21 protein-coding genes are annotated in these 22,085 nt (G+C 42.7%); 11 read left to right on the forward strand and 10 right to left on the reverse strand.

Annotation, left to right across the window (positions count from 1 at the left end; all coding sequences use genetic code 11):
* The first annotated feature begins 60 nt into the window (after positions 1 to 60).
* Both V7K73_RS08180 and V7K73_RS08185 read left to right on the forward strand, forming a co-directional pair.
* Positions 61 to 1,680, forward strand: coding sequence for a mucoidy inhibitor MuiA family protein (locus V7K73_RS08180; protein ID WP_334878835.1), 1,620 nt, complete (start codon positions 61 to 63; stop codon positions 1,678 to 1,680).
* A 228-nt stretch (positions 1,681 to 1,908) separates the two neighbouring features.
* Complete coding sequence (locus V7K73_RS08185; RefSeq protein ID WP_334878837.1) at positions 1,909 to 2,586, forward strand: Uma2 family endonuclease; 678 nt, start codon at positions 1,909 to 1,911, stop codon at positions 2,584 to 2,586.
* Between the two features lie 38 nt (positions 2,587 to 2,624).
* Here V7K73_RS08185 and V7K73_RS08190 read toward each other — a convergent pair whose 3' ends face one another.
* Positions 2,625 to 2,825 carry a hypothetical protein gene (locus V7K73_RS08190; protein ID WP_109011825.1) on the reverse strand — a complete coding sequence of 67 codons (201 nt, stop codon included), beginning with the start codon at positions 2,823 to 2,825 and terminating at the stop codon, positions 2,625 to 2,627.
* Between the two features lie 218 nt (positions 2,826 to 3,043).
* Complete coding sequence (locus tag V7K73_RS08195) at positions 3,044 to 3,196, reverse strand: hypothetical protein (protein ID WP_334878840.1); 153 nt, start codon at positions 3,194 to 3,196, stop codon at positions 3,044 to 3,046.
* Positions 3,197 to 3,315: 119 nt separating this feature from the next.
* Between V7K73_RS08195 and mnmE the strand changes: the two genes are divergently transcribed.
* The 3 genes from mnmE (at position 3,316) to V7K73_RS08210 (ending at position 6,074) form a co-directional block, all read left to right on the forward strand.
* Positions 3,316 to 4,710: a tRNA uridine-5-carboxymethylaminomethyl(34) synthesis GTPase MnmE gene (gene mnmE / locus V7K73_RS08200; protein ID WP_334878842.1), complete on the forward strand. Its 1,395-nt coding sequence runs from the start codon at positions 3,316 to 3,318 to the stop codon at positions 4,708 to 4,710.
* Positions 4,711 to 4,913: 203 nt separating this feature from the next.
* Complete coding sequence (locus V7K73_RS08205) at positions 4,914 to 5,684, forward strand: SDR family NAD(P)-dependent oxidoreductase (RefSeq protein WP_334878844.1); 771 nt, start codon at positions 4,914 to 4,916, stop codon at positions 5,682 to 5,684.
* Between the two features lie 51 nt (positions 5,685 to 5,735).
* The gene (locus tag V7K73_RS08210; RefSeq protein WP_334878846.1) at positions 5,736 to 6,074 is read left to right on the forward strand and encodes a hypothetical protein; all 339 of its coding nucleotides are present in this window, start codon (positions 5,736 to 5,738) and stop codon (positions 6,072 to 6,074) included.
* 202 nt (positions 6,075 to 6,276) lie between these two features.
* Here the strand turns inward: V7K73_RS08210 and V7K73_RS08215 are convergent, their stop codons facing one another.
* Positions 6,277 to 7,758 (reverse strand): GTP-binding protein, encoded by a 1,482-nt coding sequence (locus V7K73_RS08215; protein WP_334878848.1) that lies wholly within the window; start codon positions 7,756 to 7,758, stop codon positions 6,277 to 6,279.
* 388 nt (positions 7,759 to 8,146) lie between these two features.
* Between V7K73_RS08215 and tpiA the strand changes: the two genes are divergently transcribed.
* Both tpiA and folP read left to right on the forward strand, forming a co-directional pair.
* Positions 8,147 to 8,878 (forward strand): triose-phosphate isomerase, encoded by a 732-nt coding sequence (gene tpiA / locus V7K73_RS08220; protein ID WP_334878849.1) that lies wholly within the window; start codon positions 8,147 to 8,149, stop codon positions 8,876 to 8,878.
* A 52-nt stretch (positions 8,879 to 8,930) separates the two neighbouring features.
* Positions 8,931 to 9,851 carry a dihydropteroate synthase gene (gene folP / locus V7K73_RS08225; RefSeq protein ID WP_334878851.1) on the forward strand — a complete coding sequence of 307 codons (921 nt, stop codon included), beginning with the start codon at positions 8,931 to 8,933 and terminating at the stop codon, positions 9,849 to 9,851.
* Between the two features lie 63 nt (positions 9,852 to 9,914).
* Here folP and V7K73_RS08230 read toward each other — a convergent pair whose 3' ends face one another.
* The 4 genes from V7K73_RS08230 to V7K73_RS08245 all read right to left on the reverse strand — a co-directional run bounded on the left by V7K73_RS08230 (position 9,915) and on the right by V7K73_RS08245 (position 12,217).
* Positions 9,915 to 10,757, reverse strand: a complete 843-nt coding sequence (locus tag V7K73_RS08230; protein WP_334878853.1) for an SPFH domain-containing protein — start codon at positions 10,755 to 10,757, stop codon at positions 9,915 to 9,917.
* A gap of 71 nt (positions 10,758 to 10,828) precedes the next feature.
* On the reverse strand, positions 10,829 to 10,963 hold the full coding sequence (locus tag V7K73_RS08235) for a hypothetical protein (protein WP_334878855.1): 135 nt from the start codon (positions 10,961 to 10,963) through the stop codon (positions 10,829 to 10,831).
* A 306-nt stretch (positions 10,964 to 11,269) separates the two neighbouring features.
* Positions 11,270 to 11,911 carry an aminoacyl-tRNA hydrolase gene (gene pth / locus V7K73_RS08240; protein WP_334878857.1) on the reverse strand — a complete coding sequence of 214 codons (642 nt, stop codon included), beginning with the start codon at positions 11,909 to 11,911 and terminating at the stop codon, positions 11,270 to 11,272.
* A gap of 33 nt (positions 11,912 to 11,944) precedes the next feature.
* Complete coding sequence (locus V7K73_RS08245) at positions 11,945 to 12,217, reverse strand: TatA/E family twin arginine-targeting protein translocase (protein ID WP_334878859.1); 273 nt, start codon at positions 12,215 to 12,217, stop codon at positions 11,945 to 11,947.
* A 134-nt stretch (positions 12,218 to 12,351) separates the two neighbouring features.
* Between V7K73_RS08245 and V7K73_RS08250 the strand changes: the two genes are divergently transcribed.
* Complete coding sequence (locus V7K73_RS08250; RefSeq protein ID WP_334878861.1) at positions 12,352 to 12,930, forward strand: Uma2 family endonuclease; 579 nt, start codon at positions 12,352 to 12,354, stop codon at positions 12,928 to 12,930.
* A 492-nt stretch (positions 12,931 to 13,422) separates the two neighbouring features.
* On the opposite strand, the gene psbH is transcribed toward V7K73_RS08250, so the two are convergent.
* Positions 13,423 to 13,626 (reverse strand): photosystem II reaction center phosphoprotein PsbH, encoded by a 204-nt coding sequence (gene psbH / locus V7K73_RS08255; RefSeq protein ID WP_109011888.1) that lies wholly within the window; start codon positions 13,624 to 13,626, stop codon positions 13,423 to 13,425.
* 85 nt (positions 13,627 to 13,711) lie between these two features.
* On the opposite strand from psbH, the gene psbN reads away from it, so the two are divergent.
* Positions 13,712 to 13,843 (forward strand): photosystem II reaction center protein PsbN, encoded by a 132-nt coding sequence (gene psbN / locus V7K73_RS08260; RefSeq protein ID WP_100901201.1) that lies wholly within the window; start codon positions 13,712 to 13,714, stop codon positions 13,841 to 13,843.
* 223 nt (positions 13,844 to 14,066) lie between these two features.
* On the opposite strand, the gene V7K73_RS08265 is transcribed toward psbN, so the two are convergent.
* On the reverse strand, positions 14,067 to 17,399 hold the full coding sequence (locus V7K73_RS08265) for an alpha-mannosidase (RefSeq protein ID WP_334878865.1): 3,333 nt from the start codon (positions 17,397 to 17,399) through the stop codon (positions 14,067 to 14,069).
* Positions 17,400 to 17,486: 87 nt separating this feature from the next.
* Here V7K73_RS08265 and V7K73_RS08270 point away from each other — a divergent pair, with 87 nt between their 5' ends.
* Positions 17,487 to 19,100: a hypothetical protein gene (locus V7K73_RS08270; protein WP_334878867.1), complete on the forward strand. Its 1,614-nt coding sequence runs from the start codon at positions 17,487 to 17,489 to the stop codon at positions 19,098 to 19,100.
* A 184-nt stretch (positions 19,101 to 19,284) separates the two neighbouring features.
* Positions 19,285 to 20,205, forward strand: coding sequence for an alpha/beta hydrolase (locus V7K73_RS08275; protein ID WP_334878868.1), 921 nt, complete (start codon positions 19,285 to 19,287; stop codon positions 20,203 to 20,205).
* A gap of 76 nt (positions 20,206 to 20,281) precedes the next feature.
* On the opposite strand, the gene V7K73_RS08280 is transcribed toward V7K73_RS08275, so the two are convergent.
* Positions 20,282 to 21,955 carry a mechanosensitive ion channel gene (locus V7K73_RS08280; RefSeq protein WP_334878870.1) on the reverse strand — a complete coding sequence of 558 codons (1,674 nt, stop codon included), beginning with the start codon at positions 21,953 to 21,955 and terminating at the stop codon, positions 20,282 to 20,284.
* Between the last annotated feature and the right edge of the window lie 130 nt (positions 21,956 to 22,085).

Consider the following 22,085-nt stretch of genomic DNA (forward strand, 5'->3'; position numbering starts at 1 on the left):
TAGACCGGGAAGCATTGACAATTAACCAGCAGAACCATCAAAAATGGGGGAAAACTGGCAGTGGTTAACCCGGAAATACCGTCTTGGCGTAAAACAGTACAAAGCGAGATTGTAGCTGTCACAGTGTACGCTGACAGAGCATTGGTTACACGGCGGGGTGTAGTTGATTTAGCAGGAATTGAGCAGGAACTAGTAATTACCCCAGTGCCAGAGATGGAAACTGAGTCTGTTAGGGTTAGTGGTAGTGGTACGGTAGGGGTGCGAATGCTAGGAGTAAGTAGCGATCGCATCTACACTACTGAGCCTGTAGCGGAGCTTGCACATTTAACAAGGCAAATTCAGCAATTAGAAGCAGAAAAACGCCACCTGCAAGCCCAAGTCGATGCTTTAGCATTACAGTCTAATTTTATCGACGGATTACGTGAAAAAACAGAAGAACCCTTTGCACAGAGTTTGTCTCGGAAAAATCTCAGTCTTAGCGAAACTTTAGATTTTTTGAACTTTCTCGGAAGCCAGTATAGTGAGTATGCGATCGCATCTGGAGAGTGCAAAACCCAACAACAGGAATTAGACAAACAACTGCAAGCACTCCACACCTCATTGCAAAAAATCCAAACACCCCATCCTAAAGAGAGTTTTAGCTTAGTTGTAGGAGTTGAAGTTGCAGGTGAAGGCAAGTTTGAGCTAGAGGTATCATATTTGGTGAATCGCGCCAGTTGGACTCCACTATATGACTTGCGCTTTAGCACTACCAGCGATATTGTCCATCTGAGCTACCTTGCAGAAATCACTCAAAGTAGTGGTGAAGATTGGATTGGTGCAAATCTCACCCTTTCTACCGCTAAACCAGGATTAGGTACACTCCCACCCAAACTTGAACCCTGGTATATTGATGCGCCACGTCCACAAATGTTACGACAACGACGATTTGCTGCCCAGCCACCACTGCTCCCTACCATAGCAGAGCCGCCTGCTGCTGCTACAAATTGGCAAGGAGAAGATGAAGTTGCAGAAGATAGTCTGATTCCAGCAGAAACCGTTACAGCAGAAGTATCTAAAGAAGGGAGTGTAGTTACCTTTAAATTGAATGGTGGTGGTAACATTCCCAGTGACGGCGCACCTCATAAAACTACAATTTTCAATGATGATTATCCTTGTAGGTTCGATTATGTGGCAATGCCGCGCTTAGTAAGTTTTGCTTATTTGCAAGCTAATGTAAAAAATAATCCCAATGGTGCAACTCTGTTACCAGGCAAAGCGAATATTTTCCGCGACAATGTTTTTATCGGAACCACTCAGTTAGAAAATATTGCACCAGGGCAAGAATTCAAATTGAACTTAGGGATTGATGAAGGTTTTAAAATTGAGCGCGATTTAGTTGAACGTCTGGTAGATAAAAAATTAATTAGCAACCAGCGCCGGATTACTTATAGTTATCGGTTGTTCATTACTAACTTATTAGAGAAAGAAGTAAATCTAAAACTAACTGAACAATTACCAGTGAGTCGCAACGAGCAAATTAAAGTGCGTCTCAATCGCAGCAACCCACAAATTCAACTTGGTGAAATGGGGATTTTAGAATGGCAGTTAACTCTTCCACCCCAAGAGCGACGAGAGATAAATTACCAGTTCATTGTTGAGCATCCGCCTGAGTTAATGGTTGTTGGGTTAGATATTTAAAATGAAGTTAAGGAACGTATAAGTAGGTAGACGTAATTAAACATATAATAAACCTCACCCTCAATCCCTCTCCGATATTTTGGAGAGGGAAGCCGGATTGAGGGTGAGGTCTTATATTTAATTTGAGCCACTTACTTATATACAAGATCATCATTGAACGGTTTTTATAGATAGCGTCTACGCTCCTCACTGCTACGCTAAACTTATAGCACTAAGACACTTGCTGCCATGTCTGTTGTCCAAGATTTAGCAACCCCAAAAGATGTTATATTTCCGCCAGGGGATTTATATAGTGACGAACCGCCTTTGGAAACTGACTTACATCGGCTACAAATGACACTGCTGATTCAATGCTTAGAGTGGCTGTGGCAAAGTCGTAATGATTTTTATGCATCGGGTAATCTCACTATTTACTACAGTCCACGCCAGCGCAAATCAGAAAACTTCCGAGGACCAGATTTTTTTGTAGTACTAGGGACTGAACGCAAACCCCGTAAAAGCTGGGTTGTTTGGGAAGAAGATGGCAAATATCCCAATCTAATTATAGAAATTCTCTCAAATAGCACAGGCGAGACTGATAAGGGTCTAAAAAAACAAATTTACCAAGATATATTTCGCACACCAGATTACTTCTGGTTTGACCCAGAAACCTTAGAATTTACAGGGTTTCATTTGCTTGATGGTGAATATCAACCACTAGAACCCAATTCACAAGGCTGGTTGTGGAGTCAACAGCTAGGTTTATATTTAGGGGTTTATCAAGAAAAGTTACGCTTTTTCACTCCTAAAGCAGAACTGGTTGCAACACCGGAAGAAGTTGCACAACAGGCTGAACAAGAAAAGCAACGTAGCGATCGCTTGGCGGCAAAACTGCGAGAATTAAATATAGATCCAGATACTATTTAACCTTTACACTGTTTTGCTTGAGCCTGTTGGCGGTAATCCTATGGATCTTCAGGAAAAACCCATTTTGGCGGTTCCGTCATTTTTTTCCGCAAGCGTTCTTGTGCCAACTCCAACATTTTATCTAAGGGAGTCTCTTCAATAAATTTTGCAGTGGCCTCTCTAAACTCGATATTGGGGCATTTATCCCCTAAAACACACCCGTTAACACAGGCTACAGCACAGTTAATTTTTTGCTCCACAATAAATTCCTCTCTCTAAAAGTTATGAGTTGTGAGTTATAATTTTCACTCTTAACTCTTTATTATCAGGCATTACCCTCCAGGTAAATTTTACCTTGCCAGTTGCCATCCCATTAGTCTAAATATTTACCATTTAGCTTAAACTAATGTTGCCCCACACTCACTAGACGGAGTGTGGGATGAATTTTTGGGCGACGACGAATTGACCCCTAACTAATTCAAACCTGCGGTTTGACAGGGCAAGGGGTCGATGAGGAGTCGCCTTTTTCTGTGTTTGGCAACGAGTCAATAAGTTCATCAATCACCTGAGTCATGGTTTTGTCTGCATAAGTGGCATAATTTTGAAGCTTATTAAACCTACGTTCTGACATTCTTAACCTTAATTGTTTGTTTTTCATTTTGGTTACAGAGTGTGTGGAGTATGTCACAAAGTTATCAGTTATGAGTTATGATTTTGACTCTTAACTTCTCACTCTTATGAAGGGCGCTCATGTCAGAAGTTTTTGCTACTACTGGAACTATCGCTGCGATCGCCACTGCTGTTGTCCCCCAACAGGGTAGTGTTGGTATTGTGCGGGTGTCCGGTTCCCAAGCAATGGCTTTAGCCCAAACTCTTTTTCACGCACCAGGGAGACAAGTTTGGGAAAGTCACCGGATTCTCTACGGTTATATTCGCCATCCCCAAACGCGACAACTGGTAGATGAAGCCTTGTTGCTGATTATGAAAGCACCCCGTTCTTACACCCGTGAAGATGTGGTGGAATTCCATTGCCACGGGGGAATTATGGCAGTACAGCAAGTATTACAACTGTGTTTGGAAAACGGCGCTAGACTAGCCCAACCTGGAGAATTTACTCTCCGCGCCTTTTTGAATGGACGATTGGATTTAACTCAAGCTGAAGGTATTGCTGATTTAGTGGGAGCTAAATCGCCTCAAGCTGCCCAAACTGCCTTAGCTGGTTTGCAGGGAAAATTAGCTCATCCGATCCGGCAGTTACGCGCCAACTGTTTAGATATCTTGGCAGAAATCGAAGCTCGAATCGATTTTGAGGAAGATTTGCCGCCGTTGGATGATAAAGTCATAATATCAGAAATCGAGAAAATTGCCGCAGAAATAACTAGGTTATTGGCAACCAAAGACAAAGGTGAGTTGCTACGCACAGGTTTAAAAGTGGCAATTGTGGGGCGTCCGAATGTGGGTAAGTCGAGCTTATTGAACGCTTGGAGCCAGAGCGATCGCGCCATTGTGACTGACTTACCCGGTACAACCCGCGATGTGGTGGAATCGCAGTTAGTTGTCGGAGGAATTCCTGTACAAGTGCTAGATACAGCAGGGATTCGGGAAACAACAGACCAAGTAGAAAAAATTGGCGTAGAGCGATCGCGTCGTGCTGCAAATGCAGCTGATTTAGTCTTGCTTACCATTGATGCTTCAGCAGGCTGGACGAAAGGCGATCGAGAAATTTACGAACAAGTGCAACACCGTCCATTAATTCTAGTTATTAACAAAATCGATTTATTAGAAGAAGACGAAAGCAAATATCTTCAATCCAAAATCCCAAATCCAAAATCTAAAATAGTCACAGCCGCAGCCCAAAACCAAGGCATTGATGCTTTAGAAACAGCAATTTTAGAGATAGTTAAATCGGGTAAAGTCCAAGCTGCTGATATGGATATAGCCATTAACCAAAGGCAAGCAGCAGCCTTAACTCAAGCTAAAATTTCCTTAGAGCAAGTACAATCAACAATTGCCCAACAACTCCCTCTAGATTTCTGGACAATTGACTTACGTGGTGCAATTCAAGCACTAGGAGAAATTACCGGAGAAGAGGTTACAGAATCAGTTTTAGATAAAATTTTTAGCAAGTTTTGTATTGGTAAATAAACTAAAATTATTCTAAGCTTGTTAACTTTATTCTGTTGACTTAAGCGAACCAAAACCCAATATTTTATCCTAATTTTCATAGCTTTTCCTACATCATAGCCCCCTCCTCGCTTGCGGGGAGGGGGTTGGGGGTGGGATTCTTATACCTCACTCAATTGAGAACCGCTATATTAAGTTTAACTCTTGTAAAATCATAAATTAACATGTCTTTTATCGATGAAATTAATCCTGTCAACGCATTGATTCTAGGAGCCAACCAAGGTATTGGTTTAGGTTTTGTAAAGAAATTACTACAAGATGACAGAATAGCCAAAATTTATGCAACTTCTCGTCAACCGGAATCAGCCTTTGATTTAATAGCTCTTACAAGCGAACATTCTGAGCGATTAATTTGTCTAAAGATGGATATTACTGACGAATTACAGATTGTTGAAACTGTTAAAAAAATACGTACCCAAGTTGATAAACTGCATTTGGTAGTCAACTGTGTAGGACTGTTGCATGAAGATAATTTGCAACCTGAAAAAAGCTTAAAACAGATCAATTCAGAAAATTTGCTGCGCTACTTTCAGATAAATAGTATTGGTGCTGTCTTACTAGCTAAACATCTATTGCCTTTGTTTCGTCATGGAGAACGCAGCGTGTTTGCCACTATTTCTGCTAAATTGGGCAGTATTGGCGATAACCAACTTGGTGGATGGTATGGCTATCGTGCCTCTAAAGCAGCACTCAATATGTTGATGCGAACTGCGGCAATTGAGTATAAAAGAAGTTCTCCTAAAACATTAATAGTAACATTGCATCCTGGTACAACTGATACGCGCCTTTCCCGTCCTTTTCAGGTTAATGTACCTGCGGAAAAATTATTCACAGTGGAACGCACCGTTACTCAATTATTCACTGTCATCGAACAGCTTCAAGAAGGCGATAGTGGACAGTTTTTCTCGTGGGATGGAAGCCGATTGCCTTGGTAACTGCGTTACGCTGAAGAAGCGTAAAATTTACGTTACTTGTAACCAAAGCCTATGAAGTTTTTTGTGCCAGCAGCCAAGGATGATATTAAAGCAGAGCAGGTGTATAGTGCTTTTGCTCAGTCTGTCAAAGCACCAATAACCCAAAAGCGTATTTGGAAGTTACAGTGGCGTGATAACGAAATTGATATGGAATGCGAGGTAGGTAAACCCTTACCATCTTCTTATCAAACGGGGAAAGAGCTAGTTATGGCAATCTTTGAGTGCGAAAACCTTTATAAGATTTGTACTCTTACCCGTGGAGGAGTAAAGGGAGAGCCTATCTTGGCTGGAAAAAACTCTCAATCTTCAGCAACGTATTTTTCAGATAATCTGACATCTCAGAAAGTGTAGCGTAATTATTAATATAAGTTGAGAACCGTAGTTTTCGCCCTCTCCCTAAATCCCTCTCCCAGTTTTGGGAGAGGGAGTTTGAAATACTGGCTCCCCGAATCCCAGATTTGGGATTCGGGGTTGGGGGATGAGGGCAAATCCTTTTCATCATGGAAGAACTATAGGTTTCAAGATAGATGTGGTTTAACTCCACATTTATGCATTACTTTTTGAGTTTTACCTTGTGGAATAATTCATCTTTAATCCGGTTGAGAATTGAAGTCTCATCCAGGTTTGCCAAAATCCGATTAATCACTGCTTTTGGCCCATCAGGCCCCCAAGTCGCCCCGTTGGCTAAATAAACTTTGGTAACTTGTCCAATTCCGTAAGAAGAAACACCAGCTACTCCTGCTTGCGTGATTGCCACCGATATATAAGGGCCAAGGGCAACACCTGCGGTAGCTGTTGCAGAGATACCAAGTAAAGTTTTCAATCCACTCAAGCCCAGATTTGCTAACAATTCACTAGCACCAATTCCGCCCATACTCAGGGCGATTTTTTGCAGCAGTTGGACGGCCCCGGCTTCGGTCATGGAGAAGCCATAGAGTTTAGATAAACCCAAAATCAGAGCAATATCAATTACCACACTACTGAGAATATCTACCACAGTTATTGGATTAAGTGCGATCGCTAATGCCTTAGTCATAACAGCGTTCCAAATCAACTCATTGGCATTTTGTTCTCGAATCATCACTTTTCGCTCTACCAACTGCTCATTTACAATATCGGCATAAAGCATAGTATTGAGAGCAACCAAAGCTTTACCCTCACGGTGGAGAATTTCCAAGATTTTCAGCTTGAGTTCCTCAACTTGGGCATTACCTGTACGCAACTGTATGCCCCTAGTACCATCAGGGCGACGAATCGCCGTCTTCACCAATGGCGATGCCGCAGCCATGACAATTTCTAGGGGTGTAAGTAATTCCCGCACCCTCTCATCTCGGATTTTGTGATAAATTGCCATCCGGTCTGCTTCTGGATACTGGTCTACTTTGTTAAACACCAGAATGATTGGTTTACCTGCTTCCCGCAACTGAGAAAGAGCCATGTATTCTAGCTTCGTCATATCGCCAGATATCACAAATAGAATTAAATCCGCAAGTTTTGCAATCTGTTCAGCTAATGCGGCGCGGGTTGCACCATCTACTTCGTCTAACCCAGGAGTGTCAATTAATTCCACCTGCGATTGACCGACACCAGGGAGAGTAACTCGCAAAGCATGTTCAGTTTCCCCAATCGCTTCCTCACTAATACTCCAATTAACTCTTTGTGCAGCACGGGTGACACCATGCAGCGGCCCAGTTTCAAATACTGTTTGCCCAACCAAAGCATTGAGTAGCGAAGACTTACCACGTCCCACCATGCCAAAAGCCGCAATCTGCACCACCATGCGGTCTAACTTCCCCAGCATAGTTTCCAAATCCGCAATTTGGGCTTCTAACCCGGTTTTTTCTTGGGGGGTGAGGTCGAGATTCGTTACCAGATTTCGCAGCGCCGTTTGTGCTTGTTTATAGTTCAGTTCTGTTTGAATGTCTTCAAAGCTGAAAATCGCACTATCCAGTTCTTCCTCCCAACTGAGAGAATTTGCGTCAGTGTTGGCGGAATCACTTTGATGAGGTTCAGGCATGGGCAATGTGGAAGTCATATTAATTTTAGATTTTAGATTTTAGATTTTAGATTTTAGATTTTAGATTTTAAATTTTAGATATATCCCATTTAAGTAAGTGGTTCAAATTAAATATAAAACCTCACCCTCAATCCGGCTTCCCCCGACAAGAATAAGGAGAGGGATTGAGGGTGAGGTTTGATCTTATATTTAATTACGCCTACCTACTTACTATCGTAGTTATTTTTAGGAGCGGTTTGGCGAGATGAGGCAGACAAAGGAGACAAGGGGGGATGAGGGGGATGAGGGACAAGAATTAATAACCGCCAATGCCCAATGACCAAGGACTAATGACTAATGACTAACAAAAAGTCATAAACTGAAAAATGCATCTAAATAACTCGTTAGGATCTTGACTAAATTAACTGTGCGGAAAATCGTTATTGCCGGCAACTGGAAAATGTACAAAACCCAGGCAGATACCCAGGAGTTTTTACAAGGATTTCTGCCCCACTTAGAGGAAACCCCCCAAGGGCGAGAAGTGATATTGTGTCCTCCGTTCACTGATTTAAGTGTTTTGTCTAAGAGTTTGCACGGTAGCCTCATCCAACTGGGCGCACAAAATGTCCACTGGGAAGAATATGGAGCCTATACGGGTGAAATTTCTGGGCCAATGCTGACAGAACTTGGTGTGCGCTTTGTGATTGTCGGTCATAGCGAACGACGGCAATTCTTTTGTGAAACGGACGCAACCGTTAATCTACGCCTCCGAACTGCTCAAAGGTTTGGTTTAACCCCAATTCTATGTGTTGGCGAAACTAAACAACAACGAGATGCGGGAGAAACTGAATCACTGATTTCTCTCCAACTCGACAAAGGCTTGGTAGATATCAATCAAGATAATTTGGTGATTGCTTATGAACCGATTTGGGCGATTGGTACTGGTGACACTTGTGAAGTAACGGAGGCGAATCGGATAATTGGCTTAATTCGTAGCCAGTTGAGTAATCCAAATGTATCAATTCAATATGGTGGCTCAGTTAAGCCGAATAATATTGATGAGATCATGGCTCAACCAGAAATTGATGGTGTTTTAGTAGGAGGAGCAAGTTTGGAAGCTGAGAGTTTCGCTCGAATTGTGAATTTTCAGTCGCTGTGATGTGCTTTATTCTCGTTCCCATGCTCTGCATGGGAATGGCTAATGTAAATTTATGTCAACCAACTTAATAATTCGAGGACGCTGTTTCGAGTGGGGACAGCGCACTTATTTAATGGGGATTTTGAATGTAACGCCTGATAGCTTTAGTGATGGGGGTGATTTTAACACTACCTCTGCCGCTTTAGTACAGGCGCAAGCACTGGTAGCGGCTGGTGCTGACATTATTGATGTGGGCGGTCAATCAACTCGACCAGGGGCAAAGCAAATAACTCTGGCTGAGGAACTTGAGCGGGTGTTATCGGTGTTACAGGTGGTAAGACCAGAAATTTTAGTCCCGATTTCTGTCGATACCACCCGTGCTGCTGTAGCCAAGGCATCTGTAGAAGCTGGAGCGGATATTATTAATGATATTTCTGGCGGCACTTTTGACTCAGAAATGTTACCAACAGTGGCAGAGTTAGGTGTGCCGATTATTTTAATGCACATCCGGGGAACACCACAGACAATGCAGCAAGAGACTGATTATCAAGATTTGCTCACAGAGATTTATAGTTTTTTGGCAAGACAAATTGAGGTAGCAACTACTGCGGGCATCGACCGGGATAAAATTATTATTGATCCTGGTATTGGCTTTGCTAAGAACTATGAGCAAAATTTAGAAATTTTTCGCCGCTTGCGATCGCTCTCAACGCTCAATTGCCCTATCTTGGTAGGAGCATCTCGTAAAAGTTTTATTGGTCGGATTTTAAATCAACCAGATCCCAAAGCACGAGTTTGGGGAACGGCAGCAGCTTGTTGTGCTGCTATTTTTAATGGCGCTGATATCCTCCGAGTTCACGATGTTCAAGAAATGCGCGATGTTTCACTAGTAGCCGATGCCCTACTGAGACAAGCCGCACAAGGTGATACTTTGGGGGTTTATTTAAGTCAAGAGTCTCTACAGGCAGAACGTTTTGGGTCGGGATCTAAATAAGAGTCACAAAACAAAATTGACGAATTACGAATTACGAATTACGAATTACGAATTACGAATTATTTAAGTATTACCGTTTTCGTGTTTTTTGCCGTTACTTTCTGGATTATCTGGGTGGGATATCAACTCCTGAAACATTTCACTTGAGTTGGCTGGGTCTACAAAGACAATTTTGGCATTAGTGCTTTCACCAAGTTTTTGGCTAGCATCTACGTAATCTTGAGCCACGAGATACCGCAGAATGTCCCTACTATCTGGATTGGAACGGAGAGCTTGAGAAATAATTTGCACTGAGGCCATAGTTCCTTCTGCTTTTTTAATGGCAGCTTCTTTTTCCCCTTCTGCTTCGGTAATTAGCGCCCGTTTTTTGATTACAGCAGCTTGCTCCTCTTCCCTCGACTTTCGTACACTCTCAGGTAGGGTAATTTTTTGAAGGTCTAACCGGAGAATTTCAACTCCCCAATCTTTGGTTATATTATTCAACTCGAATAACAAAGCTGAGTGCATCTCCACTCTGGAGACATTGGTCTGCTCCAGAGTGTTTTGGGCAATGATTTCGCGGAGCGTGGTTGTAGTCACCTGTGTCAATGCTCCTTGTAGATCCTCAATTTCGTAAAAGCTTTTCATAATATCTTTAATGCGCCAGTATACAATACCGTCCACTTCCACAGAAATATTATCTTGGGTGATCACATCTTGAGGCTTGATGTCTAAAATTTGCTCTCGCGTAGTATCTTCCATCACAACCTGATCTACCAAGGGAACAATAAAGTTCAGCCCAGGTTTAAGTTTCCGATGATACTGCCCCAGGCGTTCGACTAGGGCTTCATTACCTTGATTAATCAGTTTTGCAGAACCTAAGGCATAACCTATAAGCACTAAAACTATAAAAATGATTGGCTCCATATATACTCCTATTCAACTTTCGGGAGAATTTAGTGTCAAGGATATGCTAATAGCTTGTCATATCTTTGAGTTTAATGTTTTGAGTCTCTAATTTTATCAACACCAGCAGCGATGTCTGATGTCGATTCGCTGCGCCTCTTGTAGATATTCTGTAAGTAGGCTGTTTTGCCCAATGCGTAGAAGCTCTGCTTCTTGTCGTCAGACATCGCTATTAAAGCACCTTGACAAAATGCTGGCAAGGGCTAATTTCAGTATGAGGCGAATAGAATTCGCTACTACACAAACTCTCGTCCACCTCCGTGGACTAAGAGAAAATTAAGGATTTTTAACCTGCGTCGGCAGGTTTTGTTTGTGTATGCGTGACTTCTAGTATGAGGCGAATAGAATTCGCTACTACACAAACTCTCGTCCACCTCCGTGGACTAAGAGAAAATTAAGGATTCTTAACCTGCGTCGGCAGGTTTTGTTTGTGTAGCCGTGATTTCTAATCGCCAGGGCTTTTTAAACAACCTCTAAGACTCAGAATTATTAATGGTGCGGCTATTACAAACATTCATCGCCTTTTCTACTCCCGAATTGAGGCTTAGTTCAATACACTCAACCACGAACTGAAGTACAAGAGACATCTGCTGATTTTCTGCTGCCGAAAATCGCCCTAACACATGAGAAACAGCATCAGAATCATCGTTATTAGCTGCACCTTTAGGTTTACCAATACCAATTCGCAAACGAGGAAAGTTTTGGGTACTAAGATGTGCGATCGCACTTTTCATCCCATTATGCCCCCCCGCCGAACCAGATAAGCGCAAACGAGTTTTTCCCAAGGGCAAATCCATGTCATCGTAAATCACCAGCACTGACTCAGGCGGCAATTTATACCAACTTGTCACCGCTTGAATTGCCTGTCCTGAGCGATTCATATAAGTCAACGGCTTCAGCAAACGAATTTTACCTCTACCTGGGGCGATTCCCTCACCATACTCACCCTGAAACTTGCGGTTTTCTGCTAAGGGAATCCGCCAAGAACGGGAGAGAGTTTCTACAGCCGCAAAGCCGATATTATGGCGTGTTTGGTCGTACTTAGCTTCTGGATTCCCCAACCCGACAATTAGCTGGGGAATCACCAAAGCTGGTTGCGTAACAGCTTCTGTCATTTTGCCTATATTCAATTGATCTGCTGCACTCTCCTAACTAGGTTGAGAAGAACTAGCGGTATCCTGTTCAGATTTAGCAGCGTGGATTTGCTTAGGTTCCAATTCAGCAGTAGTCTTGACAGCTTCTTCTAACTGTTCTGCTTCTTTTTGAAACTCGTTTTGAAAGTCCTTGGAAGCTTCTTGAAAACTACGAATTGTTTTACCTACACTCCGACCAATTTCTGGCAGCTTTTTGGGGCCAAAGATTAACAGGGCTACTACCATAATTACACCCATTTCCGGCAGACCAATACCAAATATATTCATTTTTTGTCTCCTGTAAACTCTAAAACCACTACATAGACTCACATATTATTATGTAGTCTACTCAATAATCATCTATCATAGAAAGCGATGCCTGCGGCGAGCTACGCTAACGCCCCACGAGCGAGTGATGCTTTATGTCTCTGACAATTAAAGACTTAGAACAATTACAGTCACAAAATCCTGATTTTCGGATGGAACTAGTAGAGGGAAACATTATCGTTACCGGGCTATCCGATTATGAGTCTGACGAAATTGGTTCTCGTCTGCTAACGTTTTTGAATATATGGGTCATGCCTCGCAAACTGGGACGTGTTACTGGTTCTAGTGCTGCTTTTATCTTACCCAGCATTGAAACCGATGATACTGGAGGCGACCCGGAAAAAAGAAACCTCCGCGCTCCAGATGTTTCGTTTGTTCGAGCAGAACGACTCAAGAAGACTCAGCGTGACTTTGTGCAGTTAGTACCAAACCTGATGGTTGAGGTCAAATCGAAAAGCGATCGCATTAAACCACTCCAAGAAAAAATTAAACTATTCCTAGAACTTGGATCTACAGTGGGTATTCTCATTGACTCTGACAAATTTTTAGTAACAGTTTATCGCCCTAACCTTGAACCAGTAGTTTTAAAAAATAAGGATAAACTGACAATACCAGAATTACTTCCAGGTTGGGAATTAGCGATCGCAGAACTGTGGCCACCTGAGTTTGATTAAATCAACCACCTGAGCATACAATTTCGTTTGTAGAGTTTAACAACAGGTCTGGACTACTCTTAACACGCTCGACGTATTCCCATACACCAACTCTGGCACAGAGCAGCGATCGCAACAAAAATCAACAACCTGAAAACTGATGTTGTTGTTACGATACGCAGAGCGGCAATTCCTCAGATTGTTGTTGCAATAACCACCCCGCAGCCGCCGGAAGTACCCACCCCTTCTTGCGTTCTTCAAGAACACCAACTTTTTTTTATGTATGGTGGGGGGATATGTATGGTGGGGGAGGAACGCCGCTTGTTCCTCTCTACAGAGACGCTGCGCTATCGCTAACGCCGCGACCTGTTGAATAATTTATTGGTTGGAAATACCTAAGATTCTTATCAAAATTAAGGATTTTTGTCAAGTAGCAAATCGCAACTCACAAAAAAACCCGGAATAACCGGGTGTAACTTAACTTGTTATCCAAACTTGATTGCTGTGTATCCGTTAGCGTCCTAAACTCCGCCAATCGACTACTACATCCTCAACCAACAGTGTTCTATTGTAAAGTTGCAGAATAATCAGCAAAAACACGAAAAATAGCAAAATAAAAACAGCCATCACAGGGGTAGTACCCCAACCTGGAGCCACTTTCCCATACTCAGAGTTAAGTGGTTTCAGGATATCTCCCAACCTAGTCCTTTGTGCCATACTTCACCTAATATTACTTGCCAAAGCTTTTTTTAATCTTCTGTAATATTCTATAAGAATAGCACTCATCATCTATTCCTCAATTATGGAACCCGCAATAGTTCTTAGCATTTCTGTGGCTGCCGTAGTGGTTGCCATCACCGGAATTTCGATTTATACCTCCTTTGGCCCTCCTAGCAAGCAATTGAACGATCCTTTTGATGACCACGAAGATTAAAAAAGTTAGGAGTTAGGAGTTAGGAGTTTGGAGTTAGGAGTTAGGAGTTAGGAGTTTGGAGTTTGGAGTTAGGAGTTTGGAGTTAGGAGTTTGGAGTCAACGCTAGTACAGCTTGACCTCAATTCCATTCCTCTCTCCTACAAGAAGAGAGGCTTTGAATCTTAGTCCCCTTCCCGCTTTGAAAAGAGGCTGTTCTTGTTAGGTCTATATTGACTCTTCCAAGCTAAGGATTAATCGCTGGTTGTACCTTAAAACTGGCGATTTTCCACGGCTGTATTGTAAAGATTTGTTGCTGAAATGAGAATTCAGTATTAGAGGAACGCTCTAATAAATCTACTGTATCTCCTAGATTTAACCCTAAATCACTTTGCAAAGATAACTCGGCTGTTTCTCCGTGACATTCATAACACCGCAGAATTAACTGCTGTGGATTATCTTCAGATGGCTTGAAGGCCATCAAGATTAAATTTTCAGCTGATAAATCTAGGAACCTCACCCCCAACCCGTTTTGGCTAGCAAAGAGGGGATAATTTTTCTGTGGGTTTTGATTAACGGGATTCAATATCACTTGCAAGGGTATATTCAATTCATAGCCACGCCTGACTGTATGGGCTGATTCCCAGCTACCAGCATGAGGATACAAGGTATATGTGAACTCGTGAAAACCTCTATCAGCCTCTGAGTCTGGCCAATTAGGACTGCGGAGGAGTGTTAAGCGGAGTTGATTTGGTTTGCTGTCGTAACCGTATTTACAATCATTCAGCAAACTAACACCATAACGATTTTGAATTTTAGGTCGCACCTTTGGTGCGCTTCCAGCGCAACTGGGATTTTGGATTGTGTCTTCTGTTGTTAAATCAGCCCAACGCAAAGCGGGAACTTCCCATTTTGCTTGTTCTACAGGAGTTTGCGGTTTAGTTGGACGGCGAATTGCGCCACAGGGAATTTCATAAGTAGCAAAGTCTGCTTCAAGATTTAAAGGAAAAGCAGCTTTCACTAATACATGATTTTCTTGCCAATTAACGGTAGTAGCTATTTTCAGCAGAGGTGAACCAGCTTGGAGAATATAATTTTGGCAAAATTCCGATTCACCCAACTGACGCACTACCCGCAGACGACTTTGCACTGGGCCTTGTTCTAACCACTGAATAGATAGAAGATTTGTTGAGGGTAAGGGATGTTGACCGTAATTTGGGTCTATATTCCAAGCATCCCAATATTGACCACTGTCTTTAAATGCTTGTAGTTGATTCCCCGCCCCACTTAAAATTTCTCGTTGATAAGTTTTGTCAAAGACACTTGACAAGTCTCCCGTGTCAGGATCGATAAAAACTCGCAAAAATTCATTTTCTAAAATCCAGTCTGGGAGGAATGGGGGAGATGAGGGGGATGAGGGGGATGAGGGGGAAAGCCAAAATATGCGGTAGCCTACGGGGGGAATTTCGGGGGCGAGAAATAATAGTGTTGATGGTTGAGATAATTGGGAGACAAGCTGCTTTCCAGAAGTATCGTAAATCTGCCATTGCTGGGTAGCTGTTGCTGGCGTGGGTAAGTCTACAGAGACTACCTCAGAGCGTTGCCAATTGAGAGAATTGAAAACGAAAATAGGTAAACTATAGGGTTTTGGTGGTTCTGATAGGGTAATGTGAGATGCGATCGCTAAAAGTGATTCTTGTAATATCTTCGTTCCCATTTGTTCCACTTGCTGCCATTCGGGCAACGCATCTGTGTAAACTTGGGTAATTGAAGAACCAGGTAAAATATCATGAAACTGTTGAAATAAAACCTGCTTCCAAGCTGCTTCGATTTCTGCTTTGGGATATGTCACACCACAGCTTACGGTTGCCAAGGTAGCAAATAGTTCAGCTTCATACAATAAATTTTCACAACGCCGATTCCAGCGTTTTTGATCTGCGTGTGTAGTATAGCAACCGCGATGGAATTCTAAGTATAGTTCGTCATTCCAGATGGGGAATGAGGGGGATGAGGAAGTAGGGGGAGAATTCTGACTCCTGTTAGCGGTAGCGGGGCGTTTAGCCCATTCTGACTCCTGAATTCTGACTGCTTTACTGATTTGCTGTAAATAGTTTTCAGCCGTTGTAAATTCTAAGTCTGGGAAGAAAGGGGACTTTTGCCAGCGTTGGGCGGTTTCTAACATATCACGGGTGGGGCCGCCGCCGTGGTCGCCGACACCGGGAAGCCAGAGGGATTGTGGTAAACCAGTTTGAGTTTGCCATTCAACAGCGTAGGATGCCATTTTAACTGGGTCTATAGCTTCACCGATGGGTGCAGACATGAAACTAAAGACTTGGCTACCGTCAGGCGATCGCCACCAAAAAGCCCCATAATCAAATTTAGTAGTATCATTCCACCGCAACTTCTGCGTGACAAAATACTCAATTCCGGCATTAGCGAAAAACTGCGGTAAAGTTGCACAAAAACCAAAAGAATCTGGAACCCACACCACAGTTGAAAGTTTACCAAATTTTTCCTCTATGTAGCGCTGACCATACAATAACTGACGGACTATTGATTCACCAGCAATCAGGTTGAGTTCTGGTTCCACCCACATTCCGCCGACAACTTCCCACCTTCCAGCAGCTACCTGTGCTTGAATCGCCCTAAACAAATCCGGGCGATGTTCTTCAATCCAAGCATAAAGTGCGGGAGTCGAATGACAGAAAATTAACTCAGGAAAATCTTCTTGCAACTTCAAAACCGACTCAAAAGTGTTTTGCGCCGCATTCCAAGTTTCACTCACAGGCCATAACCATGCTAAATCTAAATGAGCATGACCCAACAAGAAAATTTTAGATTTTTCATCCCCCCAACCCCCCTTAAAAAGCGAGGCTAAGATGTCAGATTGAATTAAATTTTGACGTAGAGACAAAAACGACCTTACTAACTCTCCCTCTTCCTCCGTGTCCTCTGCGCCTCTGCGGTTCGTAACCTCCCCCACCATCGCCGCCAAAGCATCCAACCTCTGTGGCGCAAATTTTTCCAAATAAAGTTGTACCACAGCTAACTCATCAGCCACAAAACCCGGATCGGGATTATTATCAACAGTAGACTGATAAACTAGGAGCGATCGCACTAAAGCCCCATCACAATGTCCCGGACTCACTAACCGCAAAGCCACAATAAACTCTTCCCCTGGCGTCACCCCTTGACTCAGAAGCACTCTCGGCGAACAATCAAATAAATCACCCTCTAGCACTAACTCCCCATTCACATAAATCTCAGCCGAATCCGCCCACCAAACCAGCGCCAGCCGCAAAGATAACCCAGCTAAGGGATAGCCTTGTAAATCTTGGGGAACCACCAATCTTTGCACTAGCCATAACACTTTTTTTTTGCCTGTCCAAGCGATATGTTCTTTAGCATTCAACTCGACAGGTTGCCAATCAGACAAATCAGCAGCTACAACATCAGTGATAATCAGGTCAGATTCCTGATATAGCCAAGTAGACTGAAGATTAACTTGACAAAAAGAGCGCAGTTGCTCAATTGCTTGTGAGATAAACTTGGTCTGGGATTGAGAGACAGTCGGGGTCATATATTCGCTAAAATGAGGTGTTGGTCGTTTTTATTGTTTGGCGCGAGTCTCACAACTTAACAAGACTTCAACTAAAAAATTACTATTATGTCTTCTGGTTCCTCTGGTCGTTATCAAAGCAGACTATTTAACTTTGTCCACCAGCAATCTCGGCGGGTGACACAACAGTGGGAACACACCTTCCGGCATTTGCAAATTGCCACTAAGTGGGGTGTGGAGGCACTACTTTACCCAGTGTATCTACTGTTTCAGTCATCTGAATCATCTGGGAAAACGCTACAGACCAAAGAACCACAAACTAGACTAAAGTTACAACCAAATCATACCGATTTTCAGTCGGAAATTCCAAATGTTGATAGTCCCATTCAACATGTACTAGAAACAATCAATAATCTTTCATCAAATGAACCTGCTTTTACTCCTGTAAAAATAGTTGAACCTTTCAAAGTCTTGGCGTTTTTGGGAGTTTTACGGCTGAAATTCGTTGATAATAAGTCTACAAATAATGTTAATTTTACTCAATTATCAAATATCGCTGAACAGCCCATAGTTATCAACCCTTTACAGCTAGAAAATGCTCTAAATCAGCATATTCCAGTAGTGCGGGGAATTGCCACAAATTTGATTGATCGGAGTTTAGTACTTGTTACTGCCGATAATGAAATTATAGATATTTTGACACCCCAGCAGCAGGCAAAATTAGAAGAGCGAATTATTAACGAAGTTGCTAATTACTGGAAGTGTTGGCGATTGATTAGAGCTAAAAAAGAAAGGGAGTTATTACCAAAAATTGACGATTTATTAGCAAAACTCACTGATGGAAATACTGCTACAACTGAATTTGTAGCTGAGGGGATACCAAAAGATTTACTTAATACAGATAGATTATTAGGATTTCTAGATATAGCCTTTGCTAAATTGGAATCAAATGCTTTAGTACCTGTGCAAGAACGTAGCCAAGAAATTGTTCAAGTTGCCCAAACTCAGTTAAATATATTTCTTTATGGCAAAGAGCAATTAGCTGCTAGGGGAGAAATTACAGCCAATGCTGACGGTTTAGAAACTCATACACTGAATCTTAACGCTTTGATTGAGGCAGCGCTTAATTACTTTTTTGGTGTTGGGAATAGAAAAACACTTGAGTCAAGAACTAGTAATGAGCTATTGCCAGGTAAACTATTATCATCACGCCTTAAAAAGTCCTTATCGAAAAGCTCTCAGTTGGAGAACCAGGATTTAAGAGATGATCCTTGGTTAACATGGAATGATTTATTTGGCGACACCGAAACCATTGCCCAAAAGCCAGCTACACTTCCTGAGAGGACAAATCCTGCTTTAGCCTCAATATCAGTAGCACATTTTCCACAAAATAATTTGACTGTAAAACAACCTAAAGTTGGATCTGGTTTGGTGCGAAGAAGTCAAAAAAAATCTGGAATTGTTTCTGCAAAACAAACCCGAACCAGTATTTCTCAAACTAAAAGCGAGAGTGGTAAAGGGGAAATTTTACACCAGCAATTTCACCAAAGCAGTCAAGTTGAGGCGCAGCCAGACTGGATAGAAACCAAAGCAACTTCAATAGGTTACGAGAAACACCCGTTAGAGCAACTTCTGGAATGGGTTGATTATGTTATGCTCTGGCTAGAAGAAAGATTTGTAAAGATTTTTCAGTCGTTACGGCAATTATGGCAGGGGAAATAATTCGTAATTCGTAATTCGTAATTCGTAATTACTTAAATTCTATCTGGTTTTACAATTTTACATTGTTGAGAACCGTAGTTTTCACCCTCTCCCTAAATCCCTCTCCCAAATGCTTGAGAGGGAGTTTTAATAATTAGTTGACATGTTAGTAGCTTGCTGGGAAAATATGTAAAAAACTAACCCGATGATTGACCATAGCGATCGCGTCGTGTCTCGTAAAGAAGGCAGATTTCAGGGTGTTGGAGGACTTGACCTGTATTACCAAAGCTGGCATCCAGAAGGTAAAGTACGGGCAATATTAGCCATTGTACATGGACTGGGAGGGCATAGCGATCGCTACAATAATATAGTTCAGCATTTGATACCCAAACAATATGCTGTCTACGCCTTAGATTTGCGTGGTCATGGACGCTCATCAGGTCAGCGAGGCTATATCAACGCTTGGAGTGAGTTTTGCGAAGATTTAGCAGCCTTTTTAGAGTTAATTCAGGCTGAGAATCCTGGATGCCCAATTTTTCTTTTGGGTCATAGTTTAGGCGGGGTGATTGTCTTAGATTATATTCTGCGCCATCCTCAACAAGCATCAATTTTGCAAGGTGCGATCGCTCTAGCGCCAAGCTTAGGGAAAGTTGGGGTTTCACCGATTCGGGTACTTTTAGGAAAAATGCTCTCACGGGTGTGGCCGCGTTTTACCCTGAATACAGGCATTGACCTGAGTGCTGGTTCACGAGATCAGCAAGTTTTAGCCGCATCCGCTCAGGATACACTGCGACATACTCTTGCTACTGCCCGTCTGGCTACAGAATTTTTTGCAACACTTGATTGGATTAATGCTCACGCAACTGATTGGCAATTACCATTATTGATTCTCCACGGTGGTGCAGACCGAGTGGCTTTACCTGCGGGGAGTGACATCTTTTACCAACGGCTAAACTACAAAGATAAGCTGAGAATCGAGTATCCGGGAGCCTATCACGAAATTCAATCTGACCTCAATTACCGCGAGGTACTGGCTGATTTGGAAGATTGGTTGGAGCAACATCTACCACCTCAGACGGCGCAGTTAGGACGGGGAAGCGGTGAGCTAGAGTTTCCTGGTTCTTAGAATTCCTCTTTAAGTCTTGGAAGCCCCCACCAAAATCGAGAAGGACGATTTATTGGTGGGAGATGTCACAGAGGAATTAGTTCCTACCTTTGAAAGAGTCAAGCCATTCTTGAACTTGCTCGCGGGCAATATCGCGCCCCCCAAGACCAAAGGCTAGAGCAATAGCAACTGCGATCGCACCTAGTAAAAGTCCAAAAGCTAAATTTACAATATCACTGGCAACTCCAATCTGTTGCAGTGCCATTGCAGAAACTAAGGTAATGATTGCAATCCGCGCCACTTGTCCCAAAATCTGGGCTTGGCGTAGGCCTTGCCCGCCGAAGGCATCGCCAGAACTGGTAATGATGTTAAAAGCCAGATTTGCCAAAAATAAGCCAATGGCAAATATCACCAATCCCGCCAAAATCCGCCCGAATATGATTACAATACCAGAAACTAATGCTGTCAGGGCTGGAATATTCAAGATATTCACCGCCGCCACCGTTGCAAACAGCATGATACCCACTAAGGCAACAATACCTGCAATTTCTGATGGTGTGCGGGTTGGAATCGGGGCGGTTGTTGATTCTGTTGAAACTACGATTCGTCTGCTGGGTGTTGTCAGACCCAAAATAGTGAAAATGTTATTAAATCCTAAATTGGTGAGGATACTTGTAACTAGCTCCGCGATAAACCGCCCCAGGAAATAGGCAACAATCAAAATTGCCACGGCTGTAAAGATGGCAGGGAGGGCGTTGAGAACCTGTTGCAGCATTGCGATCGCAGGCGCAGAGATCGCATTAATTTCTAGGGCATTCAGGGCTGCGATCGCCACAGGAATCAAAATCAAAACATAGACAATTGTGCCGATAATATTCGATACAGGTTGCACCCCCGCAGCCGAAGATAATCCCAGCCGGCTACCTAAATGGTCGATACCAGTTGTCGCCAGCAAGTTTGTTACAATCCGCCGTACCACATTAGCTATAAACCAGCCAACTACAGCAATTAGCACCGCCGCTAAAATGTTCGGCAGAATTAGCAGAACTTCTGTAATTAGAGCTTGTACTGGTTGTAGAGCTTGCCTGAGTTCAAGAGTATCTAAAACTGGGGCGAGAAACAGTAAAAATATAAACCAATACAGAGCATTACCAATCGTCTCACTCAGAGACACCTGATTGAGGCTCGGTGTCCTGTCTTCTGGTTCTGGATTCAAACGCTCATCCAGGTTAAATGCCTGTAATGAACGCACAGTAATAATCTTCACAATCGTCGCCAAAAACCAGGCGGTTACCAAAAGGATTCCCGCACCAACCAACTTTGGTAAAAAGCCAATAAGTTGATTAAGAAAATTATTGAGAGGTCGAGACGCTACCTCTAAATCTAATGTCTGTAAAACAGCTACTGCCGTCAGTAAAATAATGCTCCAAAAGACTAAGCTGGAGATTAATTTTTCTACTTGGGGAACATCTTGACGACCCGTTATCCCTGCGGCAATGCGGTTATCTATATTTGTGCGATTGAGGATTCCTCGCGTCAACGCCGCCGCCCCCAACGCAATTAGCCAACCTACTAACAAAATTGCCACTGCCGCCAACAGACGGGGTGTAAACAGAATTAACTGTTGAACAATACCTTGCACATCAGCAATTCCTTGATTCACTGCTGGTGATGTCAGGTAGACGTTGGGCGATTGTGCCAAAAATTGCTGCACCCTGGTGGACAAAGCAACTCCTATCACCTGGGTTATTTCTTGCCAAGTTGTGTTCATGGTTTTTGGGAATTAAGCTTAAATATTCACCGCAAACACTGAGTCAGTGTTTTGCCTATCAATTTACCAGTAAAAACATACATTTATGCCATTGATTCAAGAGTAATTTTTGACTTTGTTACTAATATTT

The sequence above is a fragment of the Nostoc sp. genome, assembly GCF_036916975.1.
In the GTDB taxonomy this organism is placed as follows: Bacteria; Cyanobacteriota; Cyanobacteriia; order Cyanobacteriales; family Nostocaceae; genus Nostoc.